This is a genomic window from Streptomyces sp. NPDC047108 (assembly GCF_040643575.1).
In the GTDB taxonomy this organism is placed as follows: Bacteria; Actinomycetota; Actinomycetes; order Streptomycetales; family Streptomycetaceae; genus Streptomyces.
The window spans coordinates 32,962-51,672 of sequence record NZ_JBEYUP010000014.1 but is presented as its reverse complement, the minus strand read 5'-3'; the positions used below and the strand labels follow the sequence as shown (position 1 = coordinate 51,672).

Annotated in this window: 14 protein-coding genes; 11 read left to right on the top strand and 3 right to left on the bottom strand. The window is 72.1% G+C overall.

Going from position 1 to position 18,711, the window contains the following annotated elements:
* Positions 1-595: 595 nt before the first annotated feature.
* On the bottom strand, positions 596-1,657 hold the full coding sequence (locus ABZ822_RS23965) for a GAF domain-containing protein (RefSeq protein WP_360857781.1): 1,062 nt from the start codon (positions 1,655-1,657) through the stop codon (positions 596-598).
* A gap of 603 nt (positions 1,658-2,260) precedes the next feature.
* Between ABZ822_RS23965 and ABZ822_RS23960 the strand changes: the two genes are divergently transcribed.
* From ABZ822_RS23960 to ABZ822_RS23925, 8 genes are all read left to right on the top strand, one after another.
* Entirely contained in the window at positions 2,261-4,270 is a 2,010-nt protein-coding gene (locus ABZ822_RS23960) for a beta-ketoacyl synthase N-terminal-like domain-containing protein (protein WP_360857779.1), read from the top strand.
* Positions 4,267-5,826, top strand: coding sequence for an amino acid adenylation domain-containing protein (locus ABZ822_RS23955; protein WP_360857776.1), 1,560 nt, complete (start codon positions 4,267-4,269; stop codon positions 5,824-5,826). The genes ABZ822_RS23960 and ABZ822_RS23955 overlap by 4 nt, the downstream gene beginning before the upstream one ends.
* Positions 5,827-5,978: 152 nt before the next feature.
* Positions 5,979-7,160, top strand: a complete 1,182-nt coding sequence (locus ABZ822_RS23950) for an NAD(P)/FAD-dependent oxidoreductase (RefSeq protein ID WP_360857773.1) — start codon at positions 5,979-5,981, stop codon at positions 7,158-7,160.
* 347 nt (positions 7,161-7,507) lie between these two features.
* Entirely contained in the window at positions 7,508-10,120 is a 2,613-nt protein-coding gene (locus ABZ822_RS23945) for a nitrate- and nitrite sensing domain-containing protein (protein ID WP_360857770.1), read from the top strand.
* Positions 10,121-10,133: 13 nt separating this feature from the next.
* Positions 10,134-10,565: a roadblock/LC7 domain-containing protein gene (locus tag ABZ822_RS23940; protein ID WP_360857766.1), complete on the top strand. Its 432-nt coding sequence runs from the start codon at positions 10,134-10,136 to the stop codon at positions 10,563-10,565.
* Positions 10,562-10,945, top strand: coding sequence for a DUF742 domain-containing protein (locus ABZ822_RS23935; protein WP_360858046.1), 384 nt, complete (start codon positions 10,562-10,564; stop codon positions 10,943-10,945). The genes ABZ822_RS23940 and ABZ822_RS23935 overlap by 4 nt, the downstream gene beginning before the upstream one ends.
* Positions 10,946-10,949: 4 nt before the next feature.
* Positions 10,950-11,537 (top strand): ATP/GTP-binding protein, encoded by a 588-nt coding sequence (locus ABZ822_RS23930; RefSeq protein WP_360858043.1) that lies wholly within the window; start codon positions 10,950-10,952, stop codon positions 11,535-11,537.
* A 294-nt stretch (positions 11,538-11,831) separates the two neighbouring features.
* Entirely contained in the window at positions 11,832-13,670 is a 1,839-nt protein-coding gene (locus ABZ822_RS23925) for a transketolase (protein ID WP_360857763.1), read from the top strand.
* A gap of 121 nt (positions 13,671-13,791) precedes the next feature.
* Here the strand turns inward: ABZ822_RS23925 and ABZ822_RS23920 are convergent, their stop codons facing one another.
* Positions 13,792-14,019: a DUF6480 family protein gene (locus ABZ822_RS23920; RefSeq protein WP_360857760.1), complete on the bottom strand. Its 228-nt coding sequence runs from the start codon at positions 14,017-14,019 to the stop codon at positions 13,792-13,794.
* A 181-nt stretch (positions 14,020-14,200) separates the two neighbouring features.
* Here ABZ822_RS23920 and ABZ822_RS23915 point away from each other — a divergent pair, with 181 nt between their 5' ends.
* Positions 14,201-14,677 carry a DUF2267 domain-containing protein gene (locus ABZ822_RS23915; protein WP_360858040.1) on the top strand — a complete coding sequence of 159 codons (477 nt, stop codon included), beginning with the start codon at positions 14,201-14,203 and terminating at the stop codon, positions 14,675-14,677.
* A 72-nt stretch (positions 14,678-14,749) separates the two neighbouring features.
* Here ABZ822_RS23915 and ABZ822_RS23910 read toward each other — a convergent pair whose 3' ends face one another.
* On the bottom strand, positions 14,750-15,172 hold the full coding sequence (locus tag ABZ822_RS23910; RefSeq protein WP_360857757.1) for a DUF6343 family protein: 423 nt from the start codon (positions 15,170-15,172) through the stop codon (positions 14,750-14,752).
* A gap of 193 nt (positions 15,173-15,365) precedes the next feature.
* On the opposite strand from ABZ822_RS23910, the gene ABZ822_RS23905 reads away from it, so the two are divergent.
* Both ABZ822_RS23905 and ABZ822_RS23900 read left to right on the top strand, forming a co-directional pair.
* Entirely contained in the window at positions 15,366-17,504 is a 2,139-nt protein-coding gene (locus ABZ822_RS23905) for a hypothetical protein (RefSeq protein WP_360857754.1), read from the top strand.
* Positions 17,501-18,706, top strand: a complete 1,206-nt coding sequence (locus ABZ822_RS23900; RefSeq protein WP_360857751.1) for a CapA family protein — start codon at positions 17,501-17,503, stop codon at positions 18,704-18,706. The genes ABZ822_RS23905 and ABZ822_RS23900 overlap by 4 nt, the downstream gene beginning before the upstream one ends.
* Positions 18,707-18,711 lie beyond the last annotated feature (5 nt).

Genomic DNA, 18,711 nt, shown 5'->3' with positions numbered 1-18,711 from the left:
TGCGGCCCGTCGGCCGGTCCGTCCGGCTCTGGGGAGAGGCGGAATCCGGGCAGGGCGGCGAAGAAAGTTGTCCGGATACCGATTCGGAAGCCCGTTCGCGTACGGGGCGCGATCCCGGGTATTCGCGGAAAAGGCCTTTCCGGAGCCGCCCCGTGGTTTTCCGTGAAAGGGATGTGGAGGAAACATGGGGGTCACTCAAGGCGCGCGAAAAGGCCCCAAAAAGAAATGCGTGGGCAATTCGACGTCTTCGGGGCGACACCGTACACGCGCACGCCGAGGGCACGACGCGGCGCGGGCGGATGTGCCGGCGCGCCAGAGGTGCGCGCGGATGCGGGACGGGAAGCGGAATCCGGGCCGCGGGCGTGGGGCGGCCGTGCCACCCCGCTCGCCCGTACCGGTGAGCGGCTGACGCGCAGGCACCCAGGGGTGATGCGCCGCCGCATCGAGGGGGCGTACGGCGACACACGGGAGCTGCCGCCGGGCATGCCGGCGGCAGCAGCATCTGTTCCTGTGTCAGGCCGCCCTGTACGCCGCCCGCGGCGGCGGGATGACGGACCCCCTTCTCCTGATGGACGTCAGGGCCTGCCGCAGGTGTTCACCGGAGGAAGAGACTGCTCTCGTCACCCTGGCCGGGCTGGGGCCAACCCGTGTTGCCCGGGCTGAGGTTCTCGAGCTGGTTCTTGAAGTCCTGGGCGAACTGCCGGGGTTCGGCATCCGCCGACGGCTGGTCCGTGATGTTCATCGCGACCGTCAGGACCCCGCTGATGGGTGCCGAGGGCGAGAGCCGTACGGGCGTGCAGGTGAAGGTGAAGATCTGCGGCGTCAGCGAGTCGAACGAGGTGATCTGCGCCTCGGGCAGGGTCATGGTCTGGCCCGTGCGGAAGGCGTGGTCCATCGCGTTGAAGACACCGACCGCGTCCAGCGCGGAGAGGACCTGGCGCCCCGGGCTGAGCTGCCGTACCCGCCCGAACGCCGTGCCCTGCCGGGCGTTGGCGTAGCGCAGCAGGTGCTCCGGCCCCTCGGTGAGCATGATGGGGAAGGGAGCGCGGTCGAAGATGGCGAACATCTCCTGCTGCTGCGCCAGCAGGCTGTCCCGCAGGCGGAACTCGGAGAGCAGCGTCTCCGCGAGCTGCTGCATGCTCTCCTTGCGCGCCGTCCCCCACTGACGGGGCTTCATGTCGGCCACGCACAGGGTGCCGAGGATCATGCCGGTGTGGTCCCGGAGCGGGGTGCCGAGGTAGGCGCGCACACCCATCTCGTTGACCAGCGGGTTTCCCTTGAAGCGCGGGTACGCGAAGACGTCGTCCAGGGCCAGTTGGGATCCCTGGGCCACCACGTGCGGGCAGAACCCGTAGTTGATCGGCGCCTCGCGCGGGATCTCGGCCGGTAGGTCGCTCAGGTCGAACGCGATGGCTCTTCCGTCGCCGTCGCCGTCACCGTCGGGGTCCGACGGTGGGACGTACATACCGCGGAACATCTGCTGGTCGGCGTTGATGAAGTTGACCATGGCGAGCGGCGCCTGGGTCAGGCTGGCCGCGATGCCCGCGATGCGGTCGAACTCCGGCTCGGGGTCAGGTCCGTTGAGGCGGAGCTTCTGCAGCCGCCTGGTACGTCGCTCACCGCTCTGCCGGGCTTGATCGGGCGTCTGGGGATCCATGACTGGAAATGAAACCAGATCCTCGCCCGTACGTACTGCCACAAGCGGAACTTCGGATGGCTCTCATCGTACTGGCACCGCTACGGTGCTACCCGGCCGCGGAGCACGGTGCCGGGACGGAAGGCTGCTCAACTCTGCATGCTGTCCACATTCCTCGCGCTTCAATCTCCTGTGGATCACTTCCCGCCAATCTTGCGATCGGTAACAGGGGGAAACGGTTTTGCATACGACAATCACGTGTTGGGTTGTCGTCGGCGAGAGGCGTGAGCGTTGCAGCCGAGTGCCGGGTACCGGCCGGTCGCGCGAAGTTCCTTCGCGACCGGGGCGTGTCCCGTGCCCTCCGCCGACGACACCGGTGCGTGCCCCGCGGGCACATGGTCCGGCCGGGCGTCTCCAGGGATGTGACCGGCCAGCACGGAGTTGAGGACTCATTCATCCAGCAGGCGAGCTCCCACCCGCCCGTTCCGGGGGGTGGCTTTCTCGGTATGGCGGCGCGGGTATGCAGCCCAGGGCGCGCCGCGGCCGCCGGCTCCGCGGCAGCACAGCGGAGAGGCGAACAGCACCAGCGCTCGGACGTCGGGGACGCATCGAAGGAGTGGTCTGATGAAGAGGTCGACAGCGGACATCGAGGCACGATCCATCGCCGTGATCGGCCTGGCCTGCCGGTTCCCCGGCGCGTCAGGAGCCGACCGGCTCTGGGAGTTGATCCGTGACGGTTCGGACGTGACGAGCGATACGCCACCGGAACGATACGACGTGGACACCCTGTATTCCCCTAGTCCAGGGCCAGGGAGGATCACCAGCCGCCGGGCGGGCTACATCGACGGAGTCGCGGACTTCGACGCCGAGTTCTTCGAGATGTCCTCGACCGAGGCGGCGGAACTCGACCCGCAGCAGCGGCTGTTGATGATGACGACCTGGGAGGCGCTGGAGGACGCGGGGCAGCGCCCCGACCGCCTCGCGGGCAGCCGCACCGGGGTCTTCGTCGGCGCCGCGCGCGGCGACTACCTGGATCTGCAGTACCGGCAGGGACTCGACACCGTCACGCCGTCCCTGTTCAACAACCAGCGCTCGCTGCTGCCCGGACGCCTCTCCTACGTCTTCGACTTCCGCGGGCCCAGCATGCTGGTGGACACCGCCTGCTCGTCCTCGGTCGTCTCCGTCCACATGGCCGTGCAGAGCCTGCGCGCCGGGGAGAGTTCGCTGGCGGTCGCGGCCGGGGTCAACCTCAAACTCCGTCCGGACGAAGAGGTCCTGATGACGCAGGCCGGGACGCTCGCGCCGGACGGGCGCAGCAAGTTCGGGGACGCGAGCGCCGACGGATACGGCCCGAGCGACGGCGTGGGGGTCGTCGTCCTCAAGCCGCTGACCCAGGCCGTCGCCGACGGGGACCGGATCAGGGCGGTCATCCTCGGCAGCGCGATCAGCAACGACGGCCGCTCCAGCGGCTCCCTGCTGGCCCCCTCGCTGGAGGGCCAGACCCAGGTCCTGAGATGGGCCTACGAGGACGCCGGGATCTCCCCGGCCGACGTCGACTTCGTCGAGGCCCACGGAACGGGCTCGCCGACCCTGGATCCCCTGGAGTTCAACGCGCTCGGCGAGGTCCTCGGCGAGGGCAGGCCCTCCCACCGTCCCGCGTACGTCGGCTCGGTGAAGACCAACATCGGCCACGCGGAGGCCGCCGGCGGGGTGGCCGGGCTGATCAAGGCCGTCCTCTGCCTGGAGCACGGTCAGATCCCGCCCAGCCTCAACTTCGAGATCCCCAACCCTCTCGTCGCCTGGGACGAACTGCCGCTGGCCGTCCCGGTCACACTGCAGGACCTGCCCGACCACGGCCGCCCGGCCGTCGCCGGCGTCAGCGGCCAGGGCGTCTCCTGCCTCAACGCGCATCTGGTGGTACGTCAGGGGGAGACCCGCGCCGCGGGTCAGGACCCGGCGCGGTGGCGCCGGCGCAGCGGGGACCTCGCCGTATGGCGGCGCCGCGGCGGCAAGGCGTGCGTACTGCCGCTGTCCGCGCGCAGCCCGGAGGCGCTGGAGACGCTGGTCCGTTCCTACGCCGCGTACCTGGCGTCGGACGGACAGGGAGCGGCGTACGCCCTGCGCGACATCTGCTACAGCGCGGCGACGCGCCGCCAGCACCACGCCCACCGGCTCGCCGTGGTCGCCACCTCCCACGAGGAGATGGTGAAGGAGCTGGCGGCGGTGGGGGAGAAGGCCGGACGGGGGAAGGCGCCCGCGCCTCTGAGCGCTGTCGCGGAGCGGTACCGCGACGGCGGGAACGTGGACTGGGACGAGGTGTTCGGGCAGCGCTGCCGCTACGTCCCGCTGCCGGGCCACCCGTGGCGGACCAAGCGCTACTGGCTGGGGGAGCAGGCGGAGGAGGACGGGACGGGCGACCTGGCGAGCCGCGTCCTGAGTGAGCATGCGCGCACCTCGTACGCGGACACCTCGCTGCTGTCCGAGATCGGCATCGACTCGCTCGCCCGGCTGCAGATCGTCCTGAAGCTGGCCAACGACCACGGCTACGAGTTCGAGGTCGAGGACCTCGCCGATCTGCGCACGGTGGCCGCGTTCCGGCAGTGGGTCGGCCGGCTGGAGGCGAACCCCGTATGAGCGCCGGATCGCAGACCCTGTACGCATGGTTTGCCGGCTCCGCCGACCGTTTCGGCGACTGCACCGCGCTGGAGGTGGGCGGCGAGACGCTCACCTACGGTGAACTGCGGGACCTGGTGGAACGGCTGGCCGCACGGCTGGTCGCGGCAGGCGGGGGACGGACCCCGCGGCGCGTAGGGCTCCTGGCGAGCCGGTCGGTGACCTCGTACGCCGGCTACCTCGCCATTCTGCGGGCCGGAGCGGCCGTCGTGCCGCTCAACCCGGACTACCCGGCCTCGCGCAACGCCGCGATAGCCAGGGCGGCCGAGCTGGAGACCGTGATCGCGGAGTCGGTGGGGGCCGGCGGCGATCTCGGGGTCCCCCTCCTCGTGGCGGGGACCGGCGAACTGGCCGCCCTGCGCGCCGAGAAGCCTCCCGCGCTCGGGCCCTGCCCGGCCACGCCCGACGACATCGCGTACATCATCTTCACCTCGGGCTCGACAGGCACCCCGAAGGGCGTACCGGTGCTGCACCGCAACATCGACGCCTATCTGGCGCACGTCGTGCCCCGCTACGACGCCGGTCCCGGCAGCCGGCTCTCCCAGACCTTCGAGCTGACCTTCGACGGCTCGGTGCACGACCTGTTCGTCGCCTGGGGCGGCGGGGGCACCCTGGTCGTCCCGCGGCGCGGGCAGCTCATGTCGCCGGTGAAGTTCATCAACTCCGCACGGCTCACGCACTGGTTCTCGGTGCCCTCCCTGGCGTCCTTCGCCTCCCGCCTCGGCACGCTCACCCCGGGGAGCATGCCCACGCTGCGGCGGAGCGTGTTCGGGGGCGAGGCGCTGACGCTCGCGCAGGCGCGGGCCTGGCAGTCCGCCGCACCGGCCGGCACGCTGGAGAATCTGTACGGGCCGACCGAACTCACCATCTCCTGCACCGAGTACCGCCTCCCGCGAGCCGTGGAGGACTGGCCCCGCACCTCCAACGGCACCGTCCCGATGGGCTCCTGCTACTCCACCCTGGAGTTCCTCGTCCTGGACGAGAAGGGCGAGGAGACCGGCACCGGAGAGCTGTGCGTCCGCGGACCGCAGCGCATCCCCGGCTATCTGGACCCGGCCGACAACGCCGGCCGCTTCCTCGTCCGCGAGGAGGACGGCACCGTGGAGCATTACGCGGGTGCCTCCCCACTCACCGGCCGCCACTGGTACCGCACCGGTGACCGCGTCACGGTGGGCGAGGACGGCGTGCTGGTCTACCTGGGGCGTACGGACCACCAGGTCAAGATCCGCGGCCACCGCATCGAACTCGGGGACATCGAGGCGCCGTTGCGGGAGCAGGCCGGAGTGCGGGACGCGATCGTGCTCGCCGTCGAAGGCCCGGACGGCGAGAAGGACTTGACGGCGGCCGTCAGCGGAAGCGGCTGCGACGCCGAGGAGTTGTATTCTGCCCTGCGCGCCCGCTTGCCTCCCTACATGATGCCTCGCCGGATAACCGCCCTCGAAGAACTCCCGCGCAACTCCAATGGCAAGATCGATCGGCGCGCACTGCTCGCTGCACTCGGTGACACCCCCCACTGACTGACCCAAGCCAGAAGACCCGCGCACCGTCTGGCGGCACGTCCGAGCGTCCGGCCCCCGCGCGCACCACCGGGGCCGCCGCCGGGGCTGTCACGACCGCGCGCGGTGTCCCTGCGCAACTCCTCTCGCTGACGGTCTGTGAGGCTCACACAATGTTCGATGTCATCGTGGTGGGGGCGCGATGCGCCGGCTCCCCCACCGCCATGCTGCTCGCCCGTGCGGGGTACCGGGTGCTCATGCTCGATCGGCAGGAGTTCCCCTCCGACACCCTGTCCACCCACCTCGTCCACCAGCCCGGCGTCGCCGCCCTCGCCCGCTGGGGCCTGCTCGACCGCGTCCGCGCCTCCGGCTGCCCTCCGCTGCGCCGTGCCGTCTACGAGGTCGAGGACATCCGCCTCGAGGGCTGCGGCCGGGGCGTGGAAGGACAGACCGCCGGATACGCGCCGCGCCGCCACGTCCTCGACGCGATCCTCGTGGAAGGCGCCGTCGAGGCCGGAGTGGAGTTCCGCAGCGGCTGCCGGGTGCGCGGCCTGCTCCGGGACGGGGCCGGGCGCGTGGTCGGAGTGGAGGGGAGGCGGGGGAGCGAACCGTTCACCGAGCAGGCACGGCTCGTGATCGGGGCGGACGGCATGCGCTCCACCGTCGCCACGCTCTGCGGAGCCGAATTCACCGCCCAGGACCCGCGGTTGACCTGTGCCTACTACACGTACTGGAAGGGCGTACCGGCGCAGTTCGAACTGTACGAGAGACCGGGGAGCTGGGTGGCCGCCGTGCCGACCAACGACGAGGCGACCCTGGTCCTCACCTACTTCCCGCAGGCACGCTTCGACGAGGTGCGCAAGGACGTCGAGGGCGCGTACCGGGAACAGGTCCGCACCACCGCCCCCTCCCTCTTCGAACGGCTGGAGGGCAAGCACCCCGCGGAGCGCATGCGCGGCACGGGGGACCAGCAGAACTACTTCCGGGAGGCGACGGGCCCCGGCTGGGCCCTGGTCGGCGACGCCGGACACCACAAGGACTCCATCACCGCCCGCGGGATCAGCGACGCCTTCTTCCAGGCCGAGTCGCTCGTACGGCACGTCGGGGACCGGATCGGCTTTCCCGAGCGGCTCGACGAGGCGCTGCGCGCCTGGGCGCGGGAGCGGAACGAGACCCTGCGCGAGGGCTACGACGCGACGCTGGCCGTCGCCCAGCTCGAGACGCACGAGCAGCGCCTCTCGCTGCTCCGCGCGGTCCAGTCGGATCCGGATCTCACCGCGATCTACTTCGACATGGTCGCCGGGGCCGAGTCCACCAGCGCCCTCTACACCCCGAAACTCCTGGCCCTGTTGTGACGAAAGCCCCCGAACCGGCCTGATTCCGGGGCGCGTTGGCCGCGGACGATTCGGGCCACGGGTGTCACGACCCTGCGTACGGCCTCAACCGCGCAAAAGACCCGGAAGAGCGCGCCATTTTATAGGCCGTTGAGTGCTGACTACTGAGGTGCTCAGCTTCCAGTCGAAGGTGCCGCGCGACCCTGGTACGGTGCATCCGGTCGGTCGCCGATGACTCAGAGTCAATGCGCCGTTCCACGTTCCACGCACGTGCCCGGATGCCCGGGTGAACCGGTACGCCTTCCCTCCACGTTTCGTTCCGCTGCCGCACGAGGAATCAGATGCCAGGGTTACGACACCGGCACACAGTGACCAGTGCCGCTCATCGCAAATCGATTCGATTTACGCTCACCCTGCTGATCCTCGCTCCTTTACTGGCCCTCACGGCACTGTGGGGATACGCGGCGAGCGTCTGGACCGGAGAAGGTCTCGCGCTGCGCGACGACGCCGAGTTGGCCGCGTCGGCGGGCGAGCCTGCCCACACCCTCGTGGTGCGTCTGCAGGAGGAGCGCCGTCTGACGGCCGCCTGGCAGGCGTCCTCGCGTGACACTCCCCGTACCGAGGTGGCCGACGCTCGCAGCAGCACCGACACCGCGGTCGAGAAGTTCCATGCGTGGCGCTCCGCCTCGGAGTCCACGGGCGGGGCGGTCAAGCGCGGCGCCGACGGCCTGAACAAGGCGCTGGAGGAGCTGTCGCAGCAACGCGACGCGATCGACCAGCGCGCGGCCGACGGCCCCGAGGCGTTCCGCTACTACACGGACACCCTTGAGGAAGGCACCGCCCTGCTCGGTGCGGTGACGCGCATCGGCGACGGCCGGCTCGCGTACGGCAGCGCCGCTGTCAACGACCTGGTGCGGTTCTCGGAGATGCTCTCCCGCGAGGACGCCCTGTTCACCACCGCGCAGGGCACCAAGCGCCTGACGGCCGGCATGCGTACGGAGTTCGGCGGTTACGTCGCGGTCCAGCAGCAGGCGGCCACCTCACTCGACACCTCCGACCTGTCCAGCGGTGACGCCAAGGCGTTCCGCCGCATCACCGGCAGCCCGCAGTGGGCGACGGTGGTGTCGCTGGAGGACGACGTGGTCTCGGGTCGCTCCGGTCTGCCGAAACAGGCAGGTGAATGGAGGGAGTCCGCGGACGTCGTCGGCCAGGACCTGCGCGAGCTGTCCACGGACGCCCTGGCCGGTGTCACCGCCGAGGCCACGTCCCGCGGGGACGACCTCATCATCCGGGTCGTCGCCGGATCCCTGGTGGCCCTGGCGGTGCTGGGCGCCGCGGGCGCCCTGGTGCCCCGGTTCTCGCGCTCCCTCGCCGACCGCCTGTCCCGGATCCACGACTCCACCCTGGAGTTGGCCGACACCCGGCTCCCGCACCTGGTCGAGCAGCTCGGCCGGGGCGAACAGGCCGAACCGGTCGGGCGCGACCCCGAAGGGACGCACGGGAACGACGAAGTGGGCCGGCTCGCCGCTGCGACGCAGTATCTGGCCCACATCGTCGAGACCATGTTCGTGCAGCAGGCCCGGCAGTTCGTCCAGCAGGCGCGCAAGAGGGACGGGACGGAGCAGGCGTTCCTCGGCCTCGCCCGCCGTACGCAGGTCCTGATCAACCGCATGATCCCCAAGCTCGACGAACTGGAGCGCAAGCACCAGGACTCCGACCTGCTGAAGGACATCTTCGCGGTGGACCACCTGGCCACCCGCGTCCGACGGCACACGGAGAACCTCGTCATCCTCGGAGGTTCCCCGCCGGTCCGCCGCTGGAGCAAGGCCGTCCCGATCTACGAGGTGCTGCGCAGCGCCATCTCGGAGACCGAGCACTACAGCAGGGTGGACGCCCTGCCCGCTCCGCAGGTGTCCCTGGTCGGACGGGCCGTCGCCGACGTCGTCCACCTGCTCGCCGAACTCATCGAGAACGGCACGGCGTTCTCCCCGCCCGAGACCAAGGTCACCGTCAGCGCCATGCAGGTCGCCAAGGGACTGGCCCTGCAGGTCGAGGACCGCGGCCTCGGGATGACCGAGGAGAACTACGAGCACATCAACACCCTGCTCGCCGAACCGCCCGAGCTCGACATGATGACGCTCGGCGAGACCCCGCGCCTCGGAATCTTCGTGGTCGCCCGGCTGGCCAAGCGGCACAACCTCGAGATCTCCCTGCGCAAGTCGCCGTACGGCGGCACGCTCGCGATCGTGCTGCTGCCCAGTGCCCTGCTGGAGGAGACCAAGTCCCTGCTGTCGGGCCTGATCTCCGAGCATCTGCAGGAGACGCAGCAGGAGGTCCAGCAGGAACTCCGGCAGCAGGAGGGCCGGCGCGGGACCGAGGCCCCGGCCGTCCCCGGGCCCCGCTCGGGGCTGGACGGACCGCTCGCCGGAGCCGGAGCCGGACTGGTGGGTCCCGGCGAGGACCTTCAGACGCCGAGCATCGGCACGGGTATGAGCATGGCCGCGGCGCTGGACGACCACAGCGGCTATCCGACGTATGGAGGCGCGGGCCTGTTGCCGATCACACCGGGGGACCCGACGGACGAGGCCGGTGCTCCGGCCGCACGGCCCCACCCTCACGAGGGTGCGGACCACACCGCCGGACACACCACGCCCATCGCGCACGGGGCTTCGCCGAGCGCTCCCGCCGAGCCCGACCGGCCCGTCCCGCCCCCACCCCGGGCGTCGGCCGCCGGCAGGCTTCCGACGCGAGTGCGCGGCGAGAGCCTCGCGGAGCCACTGCGCAAGACGGCTCACGGCACCCCCGAGCAGGACGACACGGGCTCGAGCAGCGGTCCCTCCCCGGACCGGGCCGGGGCCACGATGGCCGCCATCCAGTCGGCCAACCGGCGAGCCCGGACCTCGAGGCCTGCAGACCCGCCTGGTGGCCACGATTCCCAGGCGGGAACGCCCGGGCACGGCACCGGCCCCGAGGATCTCTGAGGAAGGATCAGCGATGATTCACCAGACCAACACCACGAGCGAGCTGAATTGGCTCCTGAACAACCTGGTAGCCGACGTCCCGGAGGTCCGTCACGCGCTGGTGCTTGCTCAGGACGGTCTGGCTCTCGCCTGGTCGAAGGACCTCAGGCGGGAGGACGCCGAGCATCTGTCTGCCGTGGCCTCCGGGTTGCAGAGCCTCTCCCACGGTGCGGCACGCCACTTCGCGGGCGGTCAGGTACGGCAGACCGTCATCGAGATGGATCACGCCTTCCTCTTCGTGAGCAACGCCGGTGCGGGGGCGAGGCTCGCGGTCCTCGCCACCGACCAGGTCGACGCCGGCATCGCGGCGTACGAAATGGCCATGATCGTCCAGAAGGTCGGCGCGTACCTCAGCGCGGCGCCGCGCGCGGAGGTCCCAACCGGCCGTCACAGTAAGGATCTCTGACCATCTCGAAGAACAGACCGTGGTTCGACGAGGGCGCCGGATACCTCGTCCGGCCCTACGCCATCACCGGAGGACGCACCCGGCACAGCCGGTCCGACTTCGCTCTGATCACCCTCGTGGCGACTACACGGTCTGGCGCTCTGCCCCCGGGGCACGTGGAGCAGCCGGAGTCGGAAGCCATTCTCGACATCTGTACGCAGCGTCCCCTGGCGGTCGCCGAGATCGCCGCCTTGCTCGACCTGCCTCCGAGTGTCGTGAAGGTGCTCTGCGGGGACCTGCTCGACAAATCAATGATCTCAATCAAGGCGCCGGGTGCGGAGACGGAGGCCCCGAGCGTGGCACTACTGGAGAGAGTGATCCGTGGAATTCGCCAGCTCTGAGCCGATGATGGGTCCCGACGCCATGCCCACCGCGCTGAAGATCCTCATAGCGGGGGGCTTCGGTGTCGGCAAGACCACGATGATCGGCTCGGTGAGCGAGGTCCCCCCGCTGGAGACCGAGGAGTACATGACCCAGGCGAGCCTGGGCGTCGACGATCTGGCGGGCACCCCGGACAAGGAAACGACCACGGTCGCCATGGACTTCGGCCGGATCACCCTCGATCCGGACCATGTGCTCTACCTGTTCGGCACGCCCGGGCAGGAGCGCTTCTGGTTCATGTGGGACGACCTCGCGCTCGGCTCGCTCGGCGCGATCGTCCTCGCCGACCCGCGCCGCATGGCCGACAGCTTCGCCTCCCTCGACTTCTTCGAGCAGCGCGGCATTCCCTTCGCCGTCGGCGTCAACTGCTTCTACGGCCACTGCGACTTCACGGCCGAGGAGGTTCACGCCGCCCTGAACCTCAAGTCGCCCGCACCGGTGGTCATGTGCGACGTACGGCGCCGCAACTCCAGCAAGACCCTTCTGCTGGCCGCGCTGGAGTCGGCGAGGGCGGAGGCGGCGGCCCGGATGTCGCCCGTACCGGGGCACTGATCCCGACGGGGCCCGGGCACCTTCCCGTATCCTCGCCCGCCGGCCGGGCACGGACCGCGTACTGACCGTGCAGGGGTCATGCTCCGCAGAAAGGTTCGTTCGCATGACGGGGCGGCCGCTCCTCCCTGACGCCCTGCGGCCGGCGGGTGCCCCGTACCGTCCGGATGCCTGTCTCCGGCCGTACCCCGCTCGCGCAGCCGAGGCAGCCTCCGCCGCACGGAATGCCCTGTGTGGTGCCCGCGATGCCGGGTACTCGCCAGCAGTCGCGCAGCGGGAGGGCACGGGAGGGCCGAGATGAACCACGACGACCTGCACGAGCTCGCGCAGCAGCTCCGCGTGGACGCGGTCCGCGCCGCCGACGCCGCGGGCTCCGGCCACCCGACGTCCTCGATGTCGGCCGCGGACCTCATGGCCGTGCTCCTGGCGAACCACCTCCAGTACACCTTCGACCGGCCGGAACACCCCGGCAACGACCACCTGGTCTTCTCCAAGGGCCATGCCTCCCCGCTGCTCTATGCCGTGTTCAAGGCGGCGGGCGCGGTGCCCGACGACGAACTGCTGGGCTTCCGCACGCTCGGCAGCCGCCTGGAGGGACACCCGACGCCGCAGCTCCCCTGGGTCGAGGTCGCGACCGGTTCGCTCGGGCAGGGCCTGCCGGTCGGGGTCGGGATGGCCCTGACGGGCAAGCGGCTCGACCGGCTGCCGTACCGCGTCTGGGTGCTGTGCGGGGACAGTGAACTGGCCGAGGGCTCGATGTGGGAGGCGTTCGAGCACGCCGGCCACGAACGCCTCGACCAGCTGACCGCCGTCATCGACGTCAACCGGCTCGGGCAGCGCGGGCCCACGCGCCACGAGTGGGATCTCGACGCGTACGCCCGGCGTATCCAGGCGTTCGGCTGGCACACCATCGAGATCGACGGGCACGACATCGCCGCCATCGACCAGGCGTACGCCGAGGCCCGGGTCACGGCGCTGCGGCCGACCGCCATCATCGCCCGCACCCTCAAGGGGCGGGGCGTCGCCGCCGTCGAGGACCGGGAGGGGTTCCACGGCAAGCCGCTGCCGGACGCGGCGGCGGCCATCGCCGAGCTGGGCGGCATCCGCGACGTGCACGTGGACGTCCAGGCCCCGCCGGACGTGCAGGACCCGCAGCACCCCACGGCCCCCCTGCAACTGCCGCGATGGGACATCGGCGAGTCCGCCGCCACGCGGACGGCCTACGGGCAGGCGCTCGCGGCGCTCGGCATCGCGCGGTCCGACGTCGTGGCGCTGGACGCCGAGGTCGGGGACTCGACGCGCACGGAGTACTTCGCCAAGGACAACCCCGACCGGTACTTCGAGTGCTGGATCGCCGAGCAGCAGATGGTCGCCGCCGCCGTCGGTATGCAGGCCCGCGGCTGGGTGCCCTACCTCGCCACCTTCGCCGCCTTCCTCACCCGCGCTCACGACTTCCTGCGGATGGCCGCCGTGAGCCGGGCCCGGATGGCCGTCGCCGGTTCGCACGCCGGGGTCGCGATCGGTGAGGACGGTCCGTCCCAGATGGGGCTGGAGGACCTGGCGATGTTCCGTTCCCTCCAGGACAGCACCGTGCTCTACCCGTGCGACGCGAACCAGACAGCCCGGCTCGTCGCCGCGCTCGCCGACCGCCCCGGCATCAGCTATCTGCGCACCACCCGCGGCAACACCCCCGTCATCTACGAGCACGACGAGAAGTTCCCCATCGGCGGCAGCTCGCTGCTGCGCTCGTCGGAGGAGGACAGGGTGACCCTGATCGGCGCGGGCGTGACGGTCCACGAGGCGCTGACGGCCGCGGGGCGGCTCGCCGAGGAGGGCATCCACGCCCGGGTGATCGATCTCTACTCGCTCAAGCCGGTCGACACCGCGGCCCTGCGCGCCGCCGCCGACGCGACAGGCTGCCTGATCACCGTCGAGGACCACCGCCCCGAGGGCGGCCTGGGCGACGCGGTGGCCGAGGCGTTCGCGGACGGCAGGGGCGTACCGCGGCTGGCCCGGCTGGCCGTACGGTCCCAGCCCGCGTCCGCCACGCCCGAGGAGCAGCTCCGGGCGGCCGGGATCGACGCGGACGCGATCGTGGCGACGGCCCGGCGGCTCGTGGACATGGCAGCGGGCTGACGCAGGCGGAGACGGCGGGCTGGTGCGGACGGTCACGGCGGGCTGGTGCGGACGCGGGTCTGGCGGACGTCGGCGCGGGCGCGGGTCCGGCGGACGTCGGCGTGTGCCGCGCCCGTGGACGTCAGCGCGTGACCCAGCCGACGACGTAGAACACCGCGAACAGCACGACCACGATCATCAGCAGGATCAGCGGCACCGCACCCCACCCCTTGGGCGGGTTGTAGGTCTCCCGCGGCCCGGCGCCCGAAAGGCCGCCCTCGGCCGGAGGCGTCTCCTGCGGGGGCACGCCCCCCGGCTCGGGCACACCGGGTACGGTCCGCTCCTCCGTCTCCGCACGTTTCTCGGTCATGGTCCACGAGTGGGCAGCCGGTGCCGTTTCACACCTGCGGGGCAGGCGGAATCCTCCGGCACCGTGTCCGTACGGGTTCGGGCGGCCGGTGTCGCCCCGCCCGTACGGGTCACTCGGGACGAGGAGCACCAGGGAGACGGCAGGACGCCACGACGCGTCCGAGGCAGAGGCGGTGCCGATCATGCGCTACGACCGGATGACGGGGCAGGTCCAGGCCCGGGCGCAGCTGCCGGACCGGCCGTCCGCCGAGCGCGCGGTACGCGCCACGCTGGAGACGCTCGCGGAGCGCGTACCGGGCGGCCTGGCCGACCATCTGGCGGCGCAGCTGCCCGGGGAGGCGGCGGAGGCCGTGCGCCGTGCCGGGGCCGCCCACGACGGGTCGCCGGAGGAGCGGGCCCACCGGCGGGTCCACGGTGAGCGCTTCGATCTGACCGGGTTCCTCGGACGGATCGCCTGGCGCGCCGGAACCGACGAGGACGAGGCGATCCGGGAGTCGACCGCACTCTTCGAGGTCCTGGACTCGGCCGTGAGCCCCGAGCTGATGGGGAAGGTCTACGAGGCGCTGCCCGCGGACATCCGCGCCCTGCTGCCGGAGGAGCGGGCGGCGCGGGGCGAGGGCCTGGAGGGCGGCGAGGGGCCGGAAGGCATGCGGCCCTGACCCCCGCGAGGTGGCGCCTCCCCCGTCGCCGCGGCCCTGACATCTCCAGGGCGCGCCCGCGGCGGCGTACGGTCATCCCCGCCCGTCGCGTTCGCGCCTGATCCGGTGCTCCACGACCATCAGGTCGGTCAGCGCCAGCAGCGAGAGCACCGCGCAGACGATCGCGATCGCCCCGAGCGCCCCCGAGCTGGGCGTGGAGCCCGCGTCGGACCGGGACGCCCAGATCGCGAAGAGGACGGCACCGGCCAGGAAGACGGGCGTGTAGATCACGGCCAGCAGCTTCCGCAGCCTCAGCGCGCTGCGCGCCGTCACCGGTTCCGTACCGGTGCGCGGTCGCCTGCGGCCGTTGCGTCCCGAGGGCGGCATGCGCGCAGGAGCGCCCGGGTCCTCGGGGAAGGCCGGAGCGTCCGGGTCACCGGGAACGGCCGGGAGACCGGGGCCCTCGTGCGGATTCTCCGGGGCCGCAGGACCGGATGCATGTCCGTCGTCCCGCATGGCGTCCTCCCCTCATGGGGCGCGCACCTGCTGCTTCCAGGGTAGGCCGCCGCCGCGTCGACGGCCGAACGCGAGCCGCCGCCGCTCGCCCTCACCCGCGTCCCCGCTCCTCACCCGCATGGTGCCCCGCGGCTGGCCGCGCACCGGGCCACCTCCCAAGGTCGGAACGGGGGAAGCGAGCGAAGAGAGGACCATGAGCCGCACGCGGATACCGGCTCCGGCCGGCAGTACGGCGCTCTCCCGCCGGCAGTGGCGGCGCAGAGCGGTCTGCTGGCTGGCGTTCCTCTCCGTCGTGGTCTCGACCGTCGCGCTCGTCGCCGCCGCCACCGCCCGCAGCACCGCGCTCAGTTCCGCCTACTACGAGGGCGTGCTGGACGAGGAGCGGGCCTACGACCGGCTCTACGACGAGGTGCTCGCCGATCCGGAGTCCTCCGAGGTCACCGGCGAGATCCTGGCCCGCCTCCCGGTGCCGCGCGGCATCGTCACCTCCGACATCAGGAACGTCCTGCCGCCCGAGGCCGTACGCGCCCTCGCCGAGCAGCAGATCGGCAACGCGGTCGGCTACCTGCGCGGGGACCGGCCGGCGCTGCGGCTGACCGCCGACCTCCGGCCGGTCCTGGCCAATTTCGAGGACCTGACCCGGGTCTACTTCGGCGACCTGGTCGCCGCGGTGGAGGAGTGGCCCGCGGACGACGGCGACGACGCCGGACCGTGGACCGCGGCAACTGCCCGGGATCCGCTGCGTCCCCGCCCGACCGCGGGCCTCGGCGGCAGCCCGCCCACCGGTACGCTCGCGGCGCCGCTGCCGGACGGGCGCGGGCCGGCCGGCAGCGACGTCCTGGAGGGCACCCGCCCGCAGCCCGTCGCCGGTCTCGGACACCAGGACCGGGACGGCGTCGCCCTGGTCCGCAAGGCGCGTTCCATCGCCCGGCTGAGCCTGGGCCCCGTACAGACGGGGGCCGTGATCCTGGGCGTCGGCGGGCTGGTCGCGCTCTGGGCGGCCGTGCCCGGTACGTACGCCCGGCGGCTGACCGCCGTCGGCGCCGCGACCGCCACCGGCGGGGTCCTGGCCGCGGCGGCCGCCGGCGGAGCCCGGATCGCCGCGGCCCGCGCCATGCCCGCACCCTCGGCGTCCTGGCCGCCCTCGCTGGCGCGGCTCGTGGAGGACGTGCAGACCACGGCCGCCGACCGACTGCTCCAGGCAGGCCTGCTGGCGGCGCTGGTGCCCGTGACCGCCGGCCTGCTCGCCGCGGGCGCCGGTCTGCTGTGGCGTAGGACGGGGAGGCGCCGCGCCGCCGGGACACCCGTCTCACGCCCGGCCCGCGCCTGGACCGTGACGGCCGGGGTCGCCGTCATCGCCACCGCGGGCGCCGCCCTCGCCCCCACCACGATGGGCGGCACCCCTCGGCGCTGCCAGGGTTCGGCCGCCCTCTGCGCGCTGCGCTACGACGAGGTGGCCCAACTGGCCACGCACAACGCCGTGTCCACCACCGAGGACCGGTTCGTCGGCCCGCTCCAGGACCTCGGCGTCACCGCGCAGCTCGACGCGGGCGTACGGGCCCTGCTCGTCGACACCCGTACCCCGGAGACTCCCCAGGGCCTGACCTGGCGCGTCGACGCCTCCGCCTTCCGCGACCGCGCCCCCGCGTCGGACGCCGACCGGACCCGGTTCCTCCACCGCGCCGGTTCGCGGCGTGAGGGCCTGATGCCGTGTCACTCGGAGTGCGGGGACGCGGCGGTCGCGCTCGTCCCCACCCTCCGCAAGGTCGGGGCCTGGACGCGGGCCCACCCCACCGAGGTCGTCACCCTGATCGTGCAGGACGCCGTCAATGGCGAGGAGACCGTACGGGCCTTCCGTGAGGCGGGTCTTGAGGACCTGCTGTACGTGCCCGACCGTGACGCCGACCGGCCCTGGCCGACGCTGGGCGAGATGGTGCGCGGCGGCCGGCGACTGGTCGTCTTCGCCGAGAAGGCCGATGGCCCCGCCTCCTGGTACCGCCCCTTCTACCGGTACGCGATGGAGACGCCGTCCGCCGTCCGCAGCCCGCAGGAGATGAACTGCGCACCCCACCGGGGCGGCGACGGCAAACGGCTCTTCCTGATGCACCACGTCGTCACCCGCGACAGCGGCGGCCGCCCGGGCGCCGGGCGGATCACCAGCCGCGAACGGGTCCTGGAACGCGCCCTGGCCTGCGAGCGCGAACGCGGACGCCCGGTCACCTTCGTCGCCGTCGGCCACACGACGATCGGCGACGCCAAGGGAGCCGTGGACGCCCTCAACGCCGCCCGCTCGTCCCGGGAGAGGAACGGACACGAGGAGGGCGGACCATGACCACCGGACCCCGGCACCGCGGAACCCCGCACCGACGCAGACGTACGAGGAGAGCGGGACTGGCCGTCGGATGCGCGCTGCTCTGCGCCGCCGCGGCCTGCACCGGCGGAACCGCCACGTCGTCGCTCACCGGCGTCGACCGGACGGCGCCGCCGCGCAAGGCCGGGCCGCAGCGGGGCTTCACGCTGGTGGCCAGCGGCGACGTCATCCCGTACCCGACGATCATGAACCAGGCCCAGCAGGACGCCGGGGGCAGCGGTCACGACTTCCGGAAGCTGTTCGCGGGGGTCCGGCCCGTCGTCTCGGCCGCGGACGTGGCGATATGCCACATGGAGACCCCGTACGGCGAAGCGGGCGGGCCCTTCACCGGCTACCCGACGTTCGTCTCGCCCCCTCAAGTGGCCGCCGCCCTCAGGGAGACCGGCTACGACTCCTGCTCGACCGCCTCCAACCACACCCTGGACGCCGGGGCCGACGGCGTGCGCCGCCAGCTCGACGCCCTGGACAAGGCCGGGCTGGGGCACGTCGGTTCCGCCCGCTCGGCCGCCGAGGGCGGAAAGCCCGTCCTGCTGCGCGCGGGGACCGCCACCGTCGCCCAGCTCTCGTACACCTACGGCACGAACGGCATCCCGCTCCCCGAGGACAAGCCCTGGATCGTCAACACCATCGACCCGGACCGGATCGTCGCCGACGCGCGGGCCGCCCGCAGGGCCGGGGCCGATGTCGTCGTGCTGAGCCTGCACTGGGGCACCGAGTGGCAGGAGGAGCCCGACGCGATGCAGCGCGAACTCGCCGCCCGGCTCACGCGCTCACGCTCGGCGGGCCGCCCCGACATCGACCTCGTCATCGGCACGCACAACCACGTGCCGCAGGCCTACGAGAAGGTCAACGGCACCTGGGTCGTCCATGGCCTCGGCGACCAGGTCGCCGGCGTCATGCAGGACCCGCGCGGCAACCACGGCTCCATCGCCCGCTTCCGCTTCGAGCCGCCGCGGCGGGACGGTGAGCGCTGGGCCGTGACCAAGGCCGAGTTCATCCCGCAGATGACTGACCGCGGCCCGCCGTGGCGGGTCGTCAACCTGGGAGAGGCGTTGCGCGGCGACCCCGGCCGGGAGGACTACCGGAAGGTGCGGGACTCCATCCGGGAGGCGGTCATGAGCCGCGGGGCGGCCGACGACGGCCTGGTGATGGCCGATCGCTGACCGCC